The following is a 16,818-nucleotide window of genomic DNA, read 5'->3' as shown; positions in this document are numbered from 1 at the left end:
AAAAATCCCTGGCGCAATTCCTTCGGCGGCTCACCTGTCGTGACAGCCATCTGGCATAGTTATTGAGAGATCATCCGCTGATGCCCAGCCATGCCGCTGACCCCACAAATCCGACGCTGTGGACGCTGACAGCCGGCCCCGGCCCCGAACTGTCTGGCCGGCTGCCTTCTCGTTCGGACATCGTCGTCATCGGCGGTGGCTTCACCGGCCTGACCACTGCTCTTCATCTTGCCCGTGCCGGCAAATCCGTGATCGTTCTTGAAGCCGGGAAGTTAGGCGCAGGAGCGAGCGGCATGAACGCCGGCTTCGTCGTGCCGAATTTCGCCAAGGCCGATCCGGCGGCCGTCCGTCAGAAATTGCCACGGGACAAGGCTGATGCTTTGCTGTCGCTTGTTGGCACGGGCGCCGACGAGGTCTTTGCGACTATTACGGACGAGAATATCTCTTGCGACGCCGAACAGGTGGGATGGCTGCAGCCTGCCTATGGCGAGGATATGGCTCGAATTCTGCGCCAACGCGCCCGAGATTGGGCCGAACTCGGGCGCCCTGTGGAATTTCTTGAGTCCAACGCCATTCGGAGCGAAACCGGCATGGAGATCTACTCCGGAGGATTGATCGACCATTCCGGCGGCGCGATCCATCCGCTGAAGTATCTCTATGGTCTCGCGGGCGCGGTGCTGCGGCATGGCGGCACGATCCACGAAAACAGCGCCGTTGAAAGCGTCATGCGAGACGGCAGCGTCTGGCGCGTTGGTCTCGCGGGCCATCAGGTCGAAACGGACAGCGTCATCCTCGCCACCAATGCATTCACCGATGGCATCGCCGCGCGAATGGGCCGAACCGGCGTGCCACTAAAAGTCTATCAGGTCGCAACAAAACCGATAGACGCCGCAACAATCGAGCGGATTGCCCCACATCGCAGGCCTGTCGGCGATACACGCTCCAACCTTTTCACCTACCGGCTCGATCGTGACAACAGGCTGATCAGCGGCGGTATGGCCATCAATCCGATCGGTGCCTTCGACCGCATCGGCCGCGCCGTCGTCGAACGCCTTGCATCCGAACTCCGCCTGCCGAGCCATCCTGATGTGGAGATCGTCTGGACCGGAACCGCGATCATGACGCCGGACTTCCTTCCGCGCCTCTACCGGTTTGGTGATGGCTTCCTTGGAGGGATCGGCTGCAACGGCCGCGGCATCGCGATGACGGCACAACTCGGCCGCATACTGGCTCGGCTGGCACTTGGCGAAACGGCTGAATCCCTGCCGATCCCGCTGCAACCCAGCCGTCCCTTACCGTTTCACCGGTTCACGCCTCTCGTCGCTTCGCTTGCTCTCGCGCATGCCCGTTTTGAGGACTGGCGAACCGGCCGCCAGTGATACTTGAGCAACATGGGTGGCGCAACATGATCCACTTTTGGTGGTGAAACGGCTTGCGGCAGCAATTGACTACCAATTCTATAGAGAAAGGAATGAAGAGCCGCCAGCGGCGATAAAAACGAAATGCGTTTTCTCGAACGCCCCCTGTGAATGCGGCATCGTGGCGCCGAATGAAATCGGAGCCCGCCCCATGAACGCTCAATTGCACCATATCAACACCCAGCATCGCAAGGCAGCCTTGCTGGAGACAGAGCAACAAGCACTAGCCGTCGCGCAGGAGCTTGCCGAGCGTTTTGCCGCCACCGCCGCACAGCGCGACAGCGAAAGACAGCTGCCCTACGCAGAGATGGACGAGCTTGCGCAATCGGGATTGCTCGCAATTACGGTACCGGAGGAGTATGGCGGGCTGGATGTCTCCAACGCGGTGCTGGCGGAAATCACTGCCATTCTGGCGCAGGCTGACGGTTCGATCGGTCAGATTCCGCAGAACCACTTCTATATTCTCGAGGCGTTGCGTATCGACGGCTCGGACGATCAGAAGCGATATTTCTTCGGTCGAGCCCTGGCAGGCGACCGCTTCGGCAATGCTCTATCGGAGCGCGGAACGAAAACCGTTGGCCATTACAACACCCGCATCACCCGTGACGGTCCTGGCTACCGGATTAATGGCCGCAAGTTCTACTCGACCGGCGTTCTCTTTGCCGACTGGGTCACAGTTTTCGCGCTGGATGAAAGCGACGCTCTAGTCATGGCGTTTATTCCCAAGGGTACGGAAGGGGTGGAAATCATCGACGATTGGGATGGATTCGGACAGCGCACGACCGGTAGCGGCACGACTGTCCTCAACAACGTCTATGTCAACGCCGACCATGTCGTCCAGCATCACAAAGGCTTCGAACGGCCGACGACGATCGGCTCAGTCGGCCAGATCATCCACGCCGGCGTCGACCTGGGTATTGCAAGGGCTGCCTTTGCAGAAACACTGGATTTCGTGAAAACCAAGTCGCGTCCCTGGATGGACAGCGGCGTCGATCGCGCATCCGACGATCCGTTGACCATTGCAAAGATCGGCCAGATCGCCATCCGCCTGGAGGCGGCGACCGCAACGATCGAACGCGCAGGTCGCAAGGTCGATGCGGCGCAGGTGGAGATGAACGAAAAGAGGGTTGTAGAAGCGACGCTGGCCGTGGCGGCCGCCAAAGTGCTGACGACCGAGATCGCCGTAGAGGCCGCGAACACGCTTTTCGAGCTTGCCGGGACGGCATCGGTCAAACTCGATCTTAATCTCGATCGCCATTGGCGCAATGCCCGCACGCACACGCTGCATGACCCAGTTCGCTGGAAATATCACGTCGTCGGCAATTACCACCTGAACGATGTCATTCCGCCGAAGAACGGCGCGCTTTGATCGGCTCATTCAAGCGATGGCTTGATAGCATCCAGACGCTCTCAAGCCACGCCATGAGTTTCGGACAATCAATGGACCTGAGCCGATACTAGCGGGACCTCGGCGCCATTGGCGTCATAGAGCCTACCATCGAGAAAATAATCGCCATCATGAAGGCCGGCGATATCCTGATAGCGGATCAGCCGTTCGGTTCCAGCGACGAATACCGACTGCCGATCCGAATTTCCGGCCTTCAGATGATTGAAAAGCAGATTCAGCGTGATCGCCATCAAAGCCGCCGAGCTGATGCCCGAATGGAAGATGGTGATGACCCAGGCCGGAAAATGCTCGTAAAAGCCCGGCGATGCGATCGGGATCATGCCAAAGCCGATCGACGTCGCAACGATGATGAGGTTCATGTTGTTTTCATAGTCCACCTTGGCGAGGGTGCGAATGCCGCTTGCCGCAACCGTTCCGAACAGGACGAGACCTGCACCGCCCAGTACGGAGTTGGGAACGGCTGCCACGATGCGCCCGACCACGGGCAAGAGACCGAGCGCTACCAGGAAGAGGCCGCCGGTCGCAACGACATACCGGCTCTTGATGCCGGTGACCGCCACAAGGCCGACATTCTGGGCAAAGGCGCTCTGTGTGAAGGAGCCGACCACGGGGGCGAGGATGCTCGATAGCATATCGGCACGCAAGCCATCTCCAAGCCGGCGCGCGTCGACCTTCGTGCCGACGATCTCGCTGACCGCCAGGATATCGGCCGATGTCTCAACAAGCGTCACCATGATGACGATGAACATGGAGATGATCGCGGCGGCATCGAAAATCGGATAGCCGAAGTGAAAGATTTTCGGCAGGGCGACAAATGGACCCGTCATCACTCGCGAGAAGTCGGCAATACCCGCAGCATAGGCGATGCCGGTGCCGATAATGATCGCAAGCAGGATGGAAAGCCTCGATATGGCGGCGTTTCCAAGCTTGCTCAAGAGCAGGACGATGACGAGTGTGATGCCGGCGAGCAGAATATTGGCCTGGCTTCCGAAATCAGGCGCGCTTCTATTGCCGCCCATGGCCCAGTTTGCCGCGACGGGCATCAAGGTCAGGCCGATGGTCGTGATGACAATGCCTGTCACGAGCGGGGGAAAGAAGCGGGTAATTCGCGAAAACACCGGCGTGATGATCAGGCCGATGAACGACGCTGCAATCACGGCGCCGATCACGGACTGAATGCCGCCACTCCCCGTTATCGCAATCATCGTTGCGACACCGGAAAAAGACACACCTTGCACCAGAGGCAAACGGCTCCCGAAAAAGGGCACCCCGATCGTCTGCAGGATCGTCGCCATTCCCCCCGCGAATAGAGAGGCCGTTACAAGGAGGCCTATATCGGCCGGGGACAGGCCCGATGCCTGGCCGAGAATCAACGGAACGGCAACGATGCCGCCATACATGGTCAGGACATGCTGAAGGCCGTAGGCCAGATTGGCGCCAAGGCTTAATCTCTCGTCTTCAGGCGGCAGGCTTTTGGTATTGTCCTCAATGGTTGTTGCCAAGGTAAACTCCTCCATACCTTTGGGCGTCTCATTCCTCCAAATGAGCGATGCAGGTTACGGTACGGAGACCGGGATGACTTTATAGAAAAATGCGAAACACCTTATGCAAGCCATTACTGCTATGAAGAGACCAGCGAACAGGCATCGAGCCATTCAGATCAATGGTTGGCGCGACGCAATCTTAAGGACGAATGCTTGGGCAGCCGAAGCATAACAGTCGTTTCCCAAGCGCTCATATCAACAAAAGTCGCTTAGCTGTAGAGGCTGACTTCCGGAATCCGGTCGTTGAGCGCGAACTCGCCCACTTCCTTGGCCTTGTAATAGACTGGATCGTGCAGTGTGTGCGTGCGCACATTCCGCCAGAAGCGATCGAAGCGATATTTTTCCGCCGTCGATCGGGCACCGGTCAGTTCGAAAACGCGGGATGTAACATCCAGAGATACATGGGTGGCGTTCACCTTCGCCGCATAGGCTTCCGCAGCCGCCTCGCCCCGCTCCCGTGCCGTTGCCCTGTGACCTTTGGCAAGACCGGTCTGGACGATCGCCGCAGCGCTATCGGCAAGAGCCGTCGCCGCTTTCAAGGCAGCCGTCAATTCGCCGACACGCTCCAGAATATACGGATCGTCCGCTGCCCGTTCGACGCCCGATGTGCCCCAGGGCCGGGTCGTTGTGCGCACATAATCGATCGCCGCACGCAACGCGCCTTCGGCAGTGCCGAGATAGAAATTGACGAACACGAGCTGAATGAGCGGTGTATTGAAGGTCGCCTGGACGGGTGTCTCGCCGCCAGTCGTCGCTGCCTTGTCCAAATCCTCCTCGTAGACCGGAAAATCATGGAATTCGACACTGCCGCTGTCGGAAAGGCGCTGGCCGAAATTATCCCAATCATCATTTGCCTTATAGCCGGCACGGTTGGTCGGCACGGCAAAGCCGACAATCCTGTCGTCCAAGGCTGCGTTGGCATTGATGTAATCGGAGACATGCGCGGCAGTCGAGAAGGATTTGCGACCGTTGAGGACATAGCCATTGCCGCGGCGTGTCAAAACGAGGCCGGGATCGCGCGGATTTACGGCCGCACCCCAATAGAGGCTGTTGGCAACGGTCTTGCCACCAAGCTCCTGCGCGCGCGCCTCCTCGAACGCCCAATACAGATACTGGCTGTTGACGTAGTGATAGCCGAGCAATTGACCGATTGAACTTTCGCCACGGGAGAGAATGCGCACCAGCCGCAAGCCATCGACCCAATCAAGGCCGCCGCCGCCAATCTGCGGCGCATGCAGCGCATTCAACAGGCCTGCATTCTTCAGCTTGACGATCTCACCGAGCGGTGGCCGACCCTCGCGATCAAGCTCTGCGGCACGGCTGGACAGATCCGCCGAGATTTCCTCGGCGCTGACGAAGAGATCCTCTCGCGTGGTATTTCGATGACCCGCGAAGACGACGTTGGACTGGCTCATGATATGAACTCCGGTTCTGTGACATGATCCGACGAGCGCCTGGCCCGCCGGCAATTCGACGTGGGCAGCCTAGAAAAGTTTGTCCGGAATCCAGCTTGCGGTCACGGCATCGCTGGTGCTGAAGGCAGGAACCTTCTTGCCAAGCTCTTCGATCGTCTTCACACCGGCAGCGCGCAATCCTTCCTGGGTGAGTAGCGTCGGTTTGACGGTGATCTGATGCGGAACATCCTGGCCCGCGATCTGCAGGGCGGCAGCGCGAATGGAGACGGCCCCGACGACGGCAGGATTGGTCGCAACGGTGGCAACCCAGGGGCTGCCCGGCTCAGTGATTTCCTGAATGTCGGCCGTGGAAACGTCGGCCGAATAGATCTTCAGCTTCCCCGCGATGCCGAGATCGCTTGCCGCAAGCTTCACACCGCGCGCAAACTCGTCATAGGGCGCAAAGACGACGCTGATATCAGGATTTGCCGTCAGCGCCGCCTTGGCCTGATCGGCCGTCGATGTCGCCGTCGTATCGCTCACATTGCCGAAACGGGCTTTCTCGACAACACCAGCATTCTCTTTCTTAAACGCGTCCCAGACCTCGTTGCGGCGGTCAAGTGGCGCAAAGCCCGCAACATAGACATAGGCCGCCTTGAAGCTGTTGCCATTGTCCTTGACCACCTGCTTGAGAGCGAGATCGGCAAGTTCGTGATCGCTCTGCTCGACCTGAGGGATCTTGGGATTGTTCAGATTGACGTCGAAGGCAACGATCTTGACGCCCTTGTCGAGCGCTTGCTGAACAACATCGCCCAGAGATTCCGGCAGTCCGTGATCGATCACAATGCCGGAAACGCCGAGGTTGATTGCCTGCAAGATCTGCTCCCGCTGTTCCGCAGCGTCCTGCCGGCCTGGAAACACGCGCAAATCGATACCGAGCGCTTTTGCCTGCGCTTCGGCGCCCGCCTGATAGGCCTGAAAGAAATCGCCGGCCGAAATGTAGCTGATCAGCGCAACCTTCACGTCTCCCTTGTCAAAGGGCGCTGGAGCACCGCTGATGCCGGCGGCCGTTGCGGCTTGAGAGAAGACGAGCGGAATGGCGGTGGCCGACAGGGCGAGCCGCAGAAGGGACTTCATCGTAGCGAACCTCGTAATCAATCTGGAGCGTCGTCTGACGGAACCTCCCGCAACGCATGCAATCATTAAATATAATCTCTATGTTTTTAGTAGATTTAATCATTCGATTTTGCATGCCTTGTGAGATTCTTTGTTCCTTGGCCCTCGCTTTGGCGGCAAGGCCTTACCTCGAGCGATCACCGGAAAGTCCTGGCTGCATGATTCAAGGGGCAACGCAACCGCCGTATTGATCCCGTTTCATCGAAAAACGCCGCATCGAGTCTGCCTCAGTCGCCTGATGGATATTTCTCACTCATCGCCTGTTTTGGAAAATCGTTTCTCCGTAAATATCAAAATCTATCTATTTTATAGGTTATTGGCATTGATGAATTGCTGGAGAGGATGCTTTCATGACCAACGAACATACGACAGGCCTTGGGCGCAGGGATATTTTGAAACTGACTGCCGCAGGCGCGGCATTGGCGACTGCCGGGCTGATCTCGAACAAGGCGGCCGCCGACGATGCGATCTCGCTAAAAGGCAAGCGTATCGCCATCAGCGCCACGGGCACGGACCATTACTTCGATCTGCAGGCCTATAATGCCCAGATCGACGAAGTGAAGAAGCTCGGCGGCACGCCGATCGCCGTCGATGCCGGTCGAAACGATGGCAAGCTGGTGTCGCAGCTGCAGACGTTGATCGCGCAGAAGCCGGACGCGATTGTCCAAATCCTGGGCACATTGAGCGTCATCGACCCATGGCTGAAAAAGGCACGGGATGCAGGCATCCCGGTCCTGACCGTCGACGTTGGCTCCACCAACTCGATCAACAACACGACCTCCGACAATTGGGGGATCGGCAAGGATCTGGCACTGCAGCTCGTTTCCGATATCGGCGGCGAAGGCAACATCGTCGTATTCAACGGCTTCTACGGCGTGACGCCCTGCGCGATCCGCTACGACCAACTGGTCAACGTCGTCAAATACTTCCCAAAGGTGAAGATCATTCAACCCGAATTGCGCGATGTCATTCCAAATACGGTTCAGGACGCCTTTACGCAAATCACGGCGATCCTCAACAAATATCCGGAGAAGGGTTCGATCAAGGCCATTTGGTCGGCCTGGGACATACCGCAGCTCGGCGCGACACAGGCTCTTGCCGCTGCCGACCGCACGGAAATCCGCACCTATGGTGTCGATGGAAGCCCGGAAGTGCTGCAGCTGGTTGCCGACCCGAAGTCTCCGGCGGGCGCCGATGCGGCACAGCAGCCCGCGGAAATAGGCCGCACGGCCATCCGCAATGTCGCCAAGCTGCTGGCTGGACAAACGTTGCCGCGTGAAACCTACGTGCCTGCGCTCCTCGCCAACAAACGCAACGTCGCCGACATCATCAAGAAACTCGGCATCGGCTGACATAAAACCGGCGATGCGGCTTTGCCCGCATCGCCCCGCGAAATGCGAGGACCTCACCCAATGACAGCAATCGAGCCTGCATCCGCCGCAGGTACCGAGAACAATATTGTCCGTTTCGATCGCATCGTGAAGCATTTCGGCGGGGCACAAGCCTTGGCCGGAGCATCGCTCAATATTCGACGAGGCACCGTGCATGGGCTCGTCGGACAGAACGGCGCGGGCAAATCGACGCTGATCAAGATTCTCGCCGGTCTGCATCGCCCCGACCAAGGGCGCATCGAAATCGAAGGGCGCGGCTATGACAGGCTGACGCCGCATCTGTGTGAGGAACTCGGCATCCACTTCATTCATCAGGATCGCCTGCTGGTTCCCACCTTCACCGTCGGGGAGGCGCTGTTTCTCGGAAGGGAGCTGCGCCTGGGGTCCACTCCATTTATCGATCGCCGCGCGATGCAGCGCCGCGCCGAGGAGATCCTCGCCAACTATTTCGGTGTCGACCTGCCCAGGAATGCTTTGATCAGCGAGCTGTCGACGGCTGAAAAGCAGATCGTTCAGATCACGCGGGCACTCCTTCACCAACCGAAGCTCCTCGTCTTCGACGAGCCGACAGCCGCACTGATCCGCCAGGAGGCCGAGATCCTGTTTCGCTTGATCCGACGGCTGCGCAGTGACGGCGTGACCATCATCTACATCTCGCATTATCTGGGTGAGATCGAAGCGCTGTGCGACGATGTCACCATCTTGCGCAACGGCGTCGATGTTGCATCTCTGCCCATCAGCGAGACATCCGCCAACGGCATCGCGGCGTTGATGGTCGAGCGCGATATCGCCGATATGTTTCCCAAACGACAGGTGGCACTTGGCGCAGAAGTTCTGAACGTGCGCCATCTCTCTGCCGCCAGTCGCTTTGAGGACATCAGCTTCACGCTGCGTCGCGGCGAGATCCTCGGTATCACCGGATTGCTGGGCTCCGGGGCGAAAGATCTCGTGCGAACGCTCTTTGGGCTGCAGCCAGCGACGAGTGGCGAGATCGATGTTGACGCAAAGAGCCTCAAGCCGCGTACCCCGGTCGAGGCCGTCGCCAATCAACTGGCGCTGGTGCCGGAGGATCGCCGCGGTCATGGCGTCGGTCTCGACCTCAGCGTGCGAGAAAACATCACGCTGTCGAGCCTTTCACGCTACACGCGGTTCGGCTTTCTGAATAGCAAACGCGAAGCGCGCGATACCGACGATTTGATCCGGCGTCTACAGATCAAGACGACGGGCCGGGAGGCGTTGGTCCGCACGCTCTCGGGCGGCAACCAGCAGAAGGTCGCGATCGCCAAATGGCTGAGCCGCCAGTCGGAAATCTATCTGCTGGACGAGCCGACTGTCGGTGTCGATATAGGCTCAAAAGTCGAGATTTACACGCTCATCGGCGAGCTTGCCGCACGCGGTGCAGGCGTCATCGTGCTGTCGTCGGATCTCCAGGAGCTTGTCGGCATCACCGATCGGATCCTTGTGCTGTTTCGCGGCCGGCTGACGCGCGAACTCGTTTCCTCACAGACTACAACCGATGAAGTGCTGGCGGCATCGACCGGCGCGGTAGAAGGATTGCGCCATGTCGGCTGATGTCCAGTTTGCATCCCTCCCCCCGGCGGCGTCCGGACGCTCCCTGCCATCGGGTGGCAAGCTTGCCGCTGCCGCTCTGCGCTACGGTTCCCTGCTGGTTTTCCTATCAATCCTCGTCATTTTTGCACTGACAGCACCGTTTTTCTTAAGCGTCGGCAATATCGGCAATGTGCTTGGGCAATCGGCCATATCCGGCGTCCTCGCCATCGGTCTGACGGTCGTCCTGATTGCCGGCGGGTCGAACGTCGTAACTGGCGGCATCGACCTCTCGCTGGCTGCCAATATGGGGCTAAGCGCGGCCGTTTATGCCACACTGATTCAGCTTGGCTTCGGCGACCTGACGGCAGGCATCGGAGCGCTCGCAACAGGATTGGCCATTGGTTTCGTCAATGCGCTGGCGATCGTTTTGACGGGTATCGTCCCTCTGCTGGCAACGCTTGCGGTGATGAACGTCGTCGCCGGGCTGGAACTTGTTCTGACGCAAAATACCGTTCTTCCGGCCACCACGGATTTCCTCTCCGCTCTTTCGGCTTCGGACGGCTTCGGTATCCCGATCCTCGCCTATGTGCTGATCGGGTTTACGATCATCACCACCGCCATCGTGCAGTATACGCCGCTTGGTCTGCGCCTCTATGCGGTCGGCGAATTTCCCGAAGCCGCCCGCGCAGCCGGCCTCCCCTTGAAAAAACTGATCGCCGGCGCCTTCGTTGCAAGCGGGCTCTGCGGCGGTATCGCCGGCATTCTGTCGGTCTCCTATCTTAGCGGAAGCACGACCGGCTCAGGCGAGATGTTGCTTCCCGTCGTCGTGACCGCATTGCTCGGCTCGGTCTTTTCGCGGCGCCTGGTTCCAACGATCGGCGGCACGCTGATCTCGACGCTGTTCGTTGGATTTCTCATCAACGGCTTTCAGCTCCTCAACTTGCCGAGCACGCTTGTCAGCGGCGTACAGGGGCTTCTGATCCTGATCGTGGTCTCCGCCACCACATTGCTGCGCAGAAGGGAGATCTAGGCATGTCCGCATCCCTCACATCGGCACGACCATTGGCGAGCCTTGCTCGGTACGGTCTCATCATCGCCCTTGTCGCCGTCTTCTCACTCTTCTCGGTGGTCGCCCCCACCTTCTTGAGTGCCGGAAATCTGCAGAGCATTCTGGTCAACAATTTCACGCTGCTTGCCATCGTCTCGATCGCGATGACGTTTGCCGTCGCGGCCGGCGGCATTGATCTTTCGGTGGGCACAGCGGTCGATTTCGCAAGCTTCGCCTTCGTCTGCGGTATTCTGGCAGGCCTCCCGGTGCCGGTGGCAGCTCTGGCCGGTCTTGCTACCGGAGCAGCCGTGGGGGCCTTCAATGCCGTGCTCATCTCCGCAATCGGCGTCTCGCCGTTCCTGGCCACCCTTGGAACCCTGTTCATCGGCCGCAGCGTCCAGCAACTGCTGACGGATGGCGGTAATCCGGTTTACCTGCCGCCCTCCGGCGTGCCTGAAGCATTTCGCTTCCTAGGTCACGGAACACTCACCAATATCCCCGTGCCGCTGCTGATTGCGGCCATCATCATCGTCGGCGCTGCCGTGCTTTTTACCCGGATGCGCTTCGGACGGGCTGTCCTGGCGATCGGCATCCAGCCGGCTACCGTGCGCTATTCCGGAATCGGCGTGAGGGCACATGTCGCCGCGACCTTCGTTCTTGCCGGCGTGATCGCTGCCTTTGCCGGCCTGATCCTCACGGCGACGGTCACGGTCTACATCCCGTCCTCGGGCAACGGCTTCATGTTGAATGCCATCGGCGCCACCTTCATCGGCACGACATTGTCGCCGCTTGGACGGCCGAATGTCACGGGAACGGTTTTGGGCGTGCTGCTTCTCAGCATCGTCGCCAATGGCCTGCTGCTGACAGGTCTGAATTTCTATTGGCAGCAGGTCGGCACCGGGTTGCTGATCTTTGCAGTGCTTGCCTTCAGCTTCGTCAATCGGAAAGCCGTCAGCGCTTAAGCGCCGGCAGATCTAAATCATGCAGGAACAGCAAAGATGACTCGCGAAATCAGGCTCAACGCTTTCGACATGAACTGCGTCGGACATCAGTCACCCGGCCTATGGCGCCATCCACGCGACAAGTCGTGGACCTACAAGGACCTCGACTATTGGGTCCATCTGGCAAAGACCTTGGAGCGCGGAAAATTCGATGGACTTTTTATTGCCGATGTTCTCGGCGTTTACGACGTGCTGAACGGCAATGTGGACGCCGCCCTTCGCCATTCCGCACAAGTGCCGGTCAACGATCCCCTGCAGCTCATTCCAACCATGGCTTATGAGACCGAGCATCTCGGCTTCGGGCTTACCGCTTCGCTCTCCTTCGAACATCCCTATACTTTCGCACGACGGATATCGACGCTCGATCACCTGACCAAAGGGCGCGTCGGCTGGAACATCGTGACCTCCTATCTGAACAGCGGCGCGTTGAATATCGGCCAATCGGCGCAGACGAAGCACGATGACCGCTACGGATTGGCGGAGGAATATCTCGAAGTCTGTTACAAGCTCTGGGAAGGCAGCTGGGAAGATGATGCCGTCATCCGCGATCGGGAGAAAGGCATCTTCACACAGCCGGAAAAGGTGCATCCGATCCGCCATGCGGGCACGCATTTTACGGTACCCGGCATTCATTTGAGCGAGCCGTCCCCACAGAGAACACCGGTGCTTTATCAGGCGGGCGCCTCCAGCCGTGGCAAGGATTTCGCCGGCGCCCATGCCGAATGCATCTTCGTGGCGGCACCTTCCAAGCCAGTGCTGAAGCGCTATGTCGCCAATGTCCGCGAGGCAGCCGAGCGCGTCGGCCGCAACCCGCGGAACATTCTCGCGTTCAACCTCCAAACCGTGATCCTTGGCGAGACCGATGCCGAGGCGCAGCGCAAGTTCAACGAATACCGTCAGTACGCCTCCTTCGAGGGCGCGCAGGCGTTGATCTCGGGTTGGACTGGTATCGATTTTGGCCAATTCTCACCCGATGAAGTTCTGCGCCACCGTTACACCAACGCCGTTCAATCCGCCGTGGAGACCTTCACGACGATCGATCCGGACAAGGAATGGACGGTGCGTGAAATGGCGGATTGGGTTGGCATCGGCGGCTTCGGCCCGGTCTTTGTCGGCTCGCCGCAGACCGTCGCCGATCTCATGCAGGAGTGGATCGATGACACGGACGTCGACGGCTTCAACCTGGCCTATGCCGTGACGCCGGAAAGCTTCGAAGATGCAGTTGATCTGCTGGTGCCGGAACTGCAGAAACGCGGCGTCTATAAGACCGAGTATCGCGCCGGCACCCTTCGCGAGAAACTTGGCGGCAGCGGCCCACGGCTCGCCGCACCGCATCCGGCGGCGGGCTATCGCAATCTCCGCAACGTCGTTGCACGCGCCTCCTGACTCGAGATTCAAAAGGACAGACGACCGCTTTCGGAGCTCAGCCAAAGGGCTCTGAAAGTGTGGCCTCGAGATCGGCTCGTGCCTCGGGCGAAAGATGGGGTCGCAGGAGACTTGCGACCTGGCTCAGGCCCCAATGCAGGTGCTCGGCCCCGAGATCGCGAACGCCTTCCTGCAGCCCGAGATAGACAGCCCAGTAGGTCGAGACGATCCATATATTCGTCAACAGCGCCTTTCGGTCGTCAGCGGCGACGTTGATCCGGCCGGCATCCTGCATGCGCTGAAAAAAGACATCGACGGAAAGGCGCATGCCGGCGCTCACCGCCAGAATGGGTTCTCTGAGCCCCGGGGCGATCGCCAGCAATCCGGGGATATCCCTGAACAGAAATCGATAAGTCCAGACCAGCGAGAACCATTTGCGCAGGAATCCGGCGTAGGCTTTCGAGTCGCTGCCGGGAACCACCTCGGCACTGGCAACAAGCGCCAGCGCATCCGTCTCGAAGCGAGAGAACAAGGCCAGAACCAGGGATTCCTTCGTACGGAAATAGTAATAGAGATTGCCCTGATTGATGCGTACGGATTCGGCAATCTCCGCCGTCGTGACCGTTTCCGGCCCCTTCTGATTGAAAAGCGATAACGTCGAAACCAGTATCCGCTCACGGGTTTTGGGTCGCACCGCAGCGCTCGTTGCTTTGACTTTATTCTCCGGCACACTTTTCCCTCTTGAACGCTTAAGGTATTCACCTTATATTTTTAAGGTACATACCTTACGTTTGATTTACAGCCATTCGTTCAGTTGAACAAGGAGGCCGAGGGATGAGTACGCGCGCAAACATGGCCGAGACGTCGGCGGCGGCATTTCCGCTGACACCACGCTCGATGCCGCATGTGCTGCTTTCCTTGATCCGCAACCCGCTCGACGCATTGCCGCCCGAGATTTTCCGCGAGCCCATCATCTTCACGAGGATGGGAGGAAAGATGCGGGTCTATCTCGCCGACCCCGAACTGATCTACCAGACACTGGTTCGCAATTCCGATGCGCTCGGCAAGGGAGAGGATGTGCGGCGGCTCCTCGGTCCGGCGCTCGGCGACGGTATCCTGACCTCGGACGGCGCCCACTGGAAATGGCAACGCCAATCCGTCGCCGGTGCGTTTCGCCACGAAAAACTCCTGGAGCTTCAGCCCGCGATGATCGCTGCGGCTGAGCGCAGGCGAGATCTTTGGCAATCCCATCAAAATGACACGCTCGATCTTTGCCAGGAGATGATGCGTACGACCTTTGACATTATCGTCGAAACAATGATGTCGGGCGGAGATGGGATCGATGTCGACAAGGTCGAGCGCAATATCACCAACTACTTGAAGCCCACAGGCTGGAAGTTCGCGCTCGGTCTGGTCGGCGCCCCGAATTGGATGCCGCATCCAGGCAGGGAAAAGGCGAAAGCGGCCGTCCTGTTTCTGCGTGCAACGCTCGCAAAGGTCATTGCCGAACGGCGACGCAGCGGCATCGAGCGCAGCGACCTCGTCTCCATGTTGCTCGGCGCATCCGATCCGGAAACCGGCCGCACGATGAACGACGAAGAAATCATCGACAATCTGATGACCTTCATCACGGCCGGACACGAGACGACGGCACTCGGTCTTGCCTGGACGCTTCATCTTCTGGCCCGTCATCCGGCTTATCAAGCCAAGCTTTTCGATGAGATTGTCAACGTGACCGGCGGCAATCCGCTTCGCGCAGACCATGTCGGTAAGCTCACCTATGCCAGGCAAGTCTTTTCAGAGGCCATGCGGCTTTATCCGCCGGCGCCGATCATCTCGCGCGCGGCAGTACGTGACTTCACACTTGCTGGCTATACGATCCCCGCCGGCACGATCATCTATGTGCCGATCTATGCGGTGCACCGCCACGCATCCCTATGGGAGGAACCGCTGGTCTTCGAGCCGGAGCGTTTCGAGCCGGAAGCCGCCAAGGCCCGGCACCGGTTCGCCTTCATGCCGTTCGGCGCAGGGCCGCGCGTTTGCATCGGCAATGGCTTTGCCATGATGGAGGCGGTGGCGATCCTTGCCGTCCTTCTGCAAAAATTTCGAGTGACCGGTTCGAGCGAGCCCTCCCCCAAGCCGATCATGAAGGTGACGCTGCGGCCCATGCATCCGCTGCCGATCCATCTCGTCGAACGATAGGCGCCGACACTCGCAATTTCGGACACAAGGCAGGTCGAAGCTCACTCCAGATGCCACGGAGATGCGCATGCGCCTTTCGCTGTCTACTGGCAGTTCGAAGGCAGCTTCGGCGTTTACGACGTTGCCAAGGACCAATGGGTCGAACCGATCTACCGGGCGCTCATGCCGAAACAACAGAATTGATCTGGAGCACAGCACGCTGCTTCGGCATGCGCGCTGTGCGCCAATGAACTGCTTCGGGTCTTAGCTGCCCCAGGTCTGCTCGAGAATGCGAACCCAGTTTTCATGGGCGATCATTCTGAGTGTCCGATCGTCAAATCCATGAGCACGCAGGGCGTCGATCAGCTTCGGCAGGCCGCTCGCGTCGGCAAGCGATTGCGGGATCGTGGTGCCATCAAAATCCGAGCCAAGGGCCACATGTTCAACGCCGATCCGCTCCGCGATATAGGCGATGTGGCGCACGAGGACGTCGAGCGGCGTATCCGTGTTTCTCACACCGTCTTCGCGCAGGAACAGCACGCCGAAATTGATGCCGACAAGACCGCCGGTATCGCGGATGGCGTCAAGCTGCTTGTCGGTGAGGTTGCGGCTATGCGGGCTGAGTTTGTGCGCGTTGGAGTGCGATGCGACAAGCGGCGCATTCGACAATTTCGCGATGTCCCAAAAGCCTTTCTCGTTCATATGCGAGAGATCGACCAAAATACGCAATTCATTGCAAGCACGGATCAAATCCTTACCCGCTTCGGTAAGACCCGGTCCGATATCCGGCGACGAAGGGAAGCGGAAGGGCACGCCATAGGCAAAGACATTCGGCCGGCTCCAGACTGGTCCGAGTGTCCGCAGGCCCGCCTGATGCAGCACATGGAGCGCATCGAGATCGGCCCCGATCGCCTCGGCTCCCTCGATGTGGAACACGGCGGCAAAACGGCCATCCGCAATCGAGCTACGAATATCCGAAGCCGAGCGGCAAACCTTCACGGCCCCATCGGATTGCGCCTCAATCTCCAGAAGCAAGCGAAACATCGCCAGGGTTTCGTTCAAGGCATCCGACTGCGGCGGAGCGGGAAAATCCGCGTTGTGATCGCGTGGCTGATCCGGAGATGGAATAAAGACTGCACAGAGGCCGCCGGCAAGGCCGCCACGACGCGCTTTCGGCAGATCGATATGGCCTGCGGCCTCGCCCTGCAAAAAAGACCGGACGGAATTGGAGCCGCCACGACGCAAACGCAGCAACACGTCATTATGACCATCGAAGACAGGAATTATCGAAGATTCGCTCATGTCTCATTCCAAGAGTTTGATCGACAGATGCTGAGGCAA

General features: G+C 59.1%; 13 protein-coding genes. 8 read left to right on the top strand and 5 right to left on the bottom strand.

What is annotated here, in order from left to right:
- The first annotated feature begins 80 nt into the window (after positions 1 to 80).
- Both HGP17_RS13580 and HGP17_RS13575 read left to right on the top strand, forming a co-directional pair.
- Entirely contained in the window at positions 81 to 1,379 is a 1,299-nt protein-coding gene (locus HGP17_RS13580) for an FAD-dependent oxidoreductase (RefSeq protein ID WP_168809707.1), read from the top strand.
- Between the two features lie 190 nt (positions 1,380 to 1,569).
- Complete coding sequence (locus HGP17_RS13575; protein WP_168809705.1) at positions 1,570 to 2,787, top strand: SfnB family sulfur acquisition oxidoreductase; 1,218 nt, start codon at positions 1,570 to 1,572, stop codon at positions 2,785 to 2,787.
- A gap of 68 nt (positions 2,788 to 2,855) precedes the next feature.
- Here the strand turns inward: HGP17_RS13575 and HGP17_RS13570 are convergent, their stop codons facing one another.
- From HGP17_RS13570 to HGP17_RS13560, 3 genes are all read right to left on the bottom strand, one after another.
- Positions 2,856 to 4,343: a nucleobase:cation symporter-2 family protein gene (locus HGP17_RS13570; RefSeq protein ID WP_168809703.1), complete on the bottom strand. Its 1,488-nt coding sequence runs from the start codon at positions 4,341 to 4,343 to the stop codon at positions 2,856 to 2,858.
- 236 nt (positions 4,344 to 4,579) lie between these two features.
- Positions 4,580 to 5,785, bottom strand: a complete 1,206-nt coding sequence (locus tag HGP17_RS13565; RefSeq protein WP_168809701.1) for an acyl-CoA dehydrogenase family protein — start codon at positions 5,783 to 5,785, stop codon at positions 4,580 to 4,582.
- A 69-nt stretch (positions 5,786 to 5,854) separates the two neighbouring features.
- Complete coding sequence (locus tag HGP17_RS13560) at positions 5,855 to 6,901, bottom strand: substrate-binding domain-containing protein (protein ID WP_168809699.1); 1,047 nt, start codon at positions 6,899 to 6,901, stop codon at positions 5,855 to 5,857.
- Between the two features lie 389 nt (positions 6,902 to 7,290).
- Between HGP17_RS13560 and HGP17_RS13555 the strand changes: the two genes are divergently transcribed.
- Genes HGP17_RS13555 through HGP17_RS13535 form a run of 5 tightly spaced genes read left to right on the top strand, consistent with a single transcriptional unit; the run spans position 7,291 to position 13,317 of the window.
- Positions 7,291 to 8,292 (top strand): sugar ABC transporter substrate-binding protein, encoded by a 1,002-nt coding sequence (locus HGP17_RS13555; protein WP_168809697.1) that lies wholly within the window; start codon positions 7,291 to 7,293, stop codon positions 8,290 to 8,292.
- A 60-nt stretch (positions 8,293 to 8,352) separates the two neighbouring features.
- Positions 8,353 to 9,903 carry a sugar ABC transporter ATP-binding protein gene (locus tag HGP17_RS13550; protein WP_168809695.1) on the top strand — a complete coding sequence of 517 codons (1,551 nt, stop codon included), beginning with the start codon at positions 8,353 to 8,355 and terminating at the stop codon, positions 9,901 to 9,903.
- Positions 9,893 to 10,912: an ABC transporter permease gene (locus HGP17_RS13545; protein ID WP_168809693.1), complete on the top strand. Its 1,020-nt coding sequence runs from the start codon at positions 9,893 to 9,895 to the stop codon at positions 10,910 to 10,912. Before HGP17_RS13550 ends, HGP17_RS13545 begins: the two co-directional genes overlap by 11 nt.
- Positions 10,913 to 10,914: 2 nt before the next feature.
- Positions 10,915 to 11,892, top strand: a complete 978-nt coding sequence (locus HGP17_RS13540) for an ABC transporter permease (RefSeq protein WP_168809691.1) — start codon at positions 10,915 to 10,917, stop codon at positions 11,890 to 11,892.
- A gap of 36 nt (positions 11,893 to 11,928) precedes the next feature.
- Entirely contained in the window at positions 11,929 to 13,317 is a 1,389-nt protein-coding gene (locus HGP17_RS13535) for an LLM class flavin-dependent oxidoreductase (protein WP_168809689.1), read from the top strand.
- A 37-nt stretch (positions 13,318 to 13,354) separates the two neighbouring features.
- On the opposite strand, the gene HGP17_RS13530 is transcribed toward HGP17_RS13535, so the two are convergent.
- Complete coding sequence (locus HGP17_RS13530; protein ID WP_348648931.1) at positions 13,355 to 13,990, bottom strand: TetR/AcrR family transcriptional regulator; 636 nt, start codon at positions 13,988 to 13,990, stop codon at positions 13,355 to 13,357.
- Between the two features lie 158 nt (positions 13,991 to 14,148).
- Here HGP17_RS13530 and HGP17_RS13525 point away from each other — a divergent pair, with 158 nt between their 5' ends.
- The gene (locus HGP17_RS13525; RefSeq protein WP_246704092.1) at positions 14,149 to 15,498 is read left to right on the top strand and encodes a cytochrome P450; all 1,350 of its coding nucleotides are present in this window, start codon (positions 14,149 to 14,151) and stop codon (positions 15,496 to 15,498) included.
- A gap of 243 nt (positions 15,499 to 15,741) precedes the next feature.
- On the opposite strand, the gene HGP17_RS13520 is transcribed toward HGP17_RS13525, so the two are convergent.
- Positions 15,742 to 16,779, bottom strand: coding sequence for a dipeptidase (locus HGP17_RS13520; RefSeq protein ID WP_168809683.1), 1,038 nt, complete (start codon positions 16,777 to 16,779; stop codon positions 15,742 to 15,744).
- Positions 16,780 to 16,818 lie beyond the last annotated feature (39 nt).

It is taken from the genome of Rhizobium sp. P38BS-XIX, assembly GCF_012641435.1.
In the GTDB taxonomy this organism is placed as follows: domain Bacteria; phylum Pseudomonadota; class Alphaproteobacteria; order Rhizobiales; family Rhizobiaceae; genus Rhizobium.
This window is presented reverse-complemented; position numbering and strand designations above follow the sequence as displayed.

Excerpts from the sequence above, each read along its gene's own strand:
- HGP17_RS13580 (WP_168809707.1), top strand. The coding sequence starts at position 81 with ATGCCCAGCCATGCCGCTGACCCCACAAATCCGACGCTGTGGACGCTG.
- HGP17_RS13575 (WP_168809705.1), top strand. The coding sequence starts at position 1,570 with ATGAACGCTCAATTGCACCATATCAACACCCAGCATCGCAAGGCAGCC.
- HGP17_RS13570 (WP_168809703.1), bottom strand. The coding sequence starts at position 4,343 with ATGGAGGAGTTTACCTTGGCAACAACCATTGAGGACAATACCAAAAGC.
- HGP17_RS13565 (WP_168809701.1), bottom strand. The coding sequence starts at position 5,785 with ATGAGCCAGTCCAACGTCGTCTTCGCGGGTCATCGAAATACCACGCGA.
- HGP17_RS13560 (WP_168809699.1), bottom strand. The coding sequence starts at position 6,901 with ATGAAGTCCCTTCTGCGGCTCGCCCTGTCGGCCACCGCCATTCCGCTC.
- HGP17_RS13555 (WP_168809697.1), top strand. The coding sequence starts at position 7,291 with ATGACCAACGAACATACGACAGGCCTTGGGCGCAGGGATATTTTGAAA.
- HGP17_RS13550 (WP_168809695.1), top strand. The coding sequence starts at position 8,353 with ATGACAGCAATCGAGCCTGCATCCGCCGCAGGTACCGAGAACAATATT.
- HGP17_RS13545 (WP_168809693.1), top strand. The coding sequence starts at position 9,893 with ATGTCGGCTGATGTCCAGTTTGCATCCCTCCCCCCGGCGGCGTCCGGA.
- HGP17_RS13540 (WP_168809691.1), top strand. The coding sequence starts at position 10,915 with ATGTCCGCATCCCTCACATCGGCACGACCATTGGCGAGCCTTGCTCGG.
- HGP17_RS13535 (WP_168809689.1), top strand. The coding sequence starts at position 11,929 with ATGACTCGCGAAATCAGGCTCAACGCTTTCGACATGAACTGCGTCGGA.
- HGP17_RS13525 (WP_246704092.1), top strand. The coding sequence starts at position 14,149 with ATGGCCGAGACGTCGGCGGCGGCATTTCCGCTGACACCACGCTCGATG.
- HGP17_RS13520 (WP_168809683.1), bottom strand. The coding sequence starts at position 16,779 with ATGAGCGAATCTTCGATAATTCCTGTCTTCGATGGTCATAATGACGTG.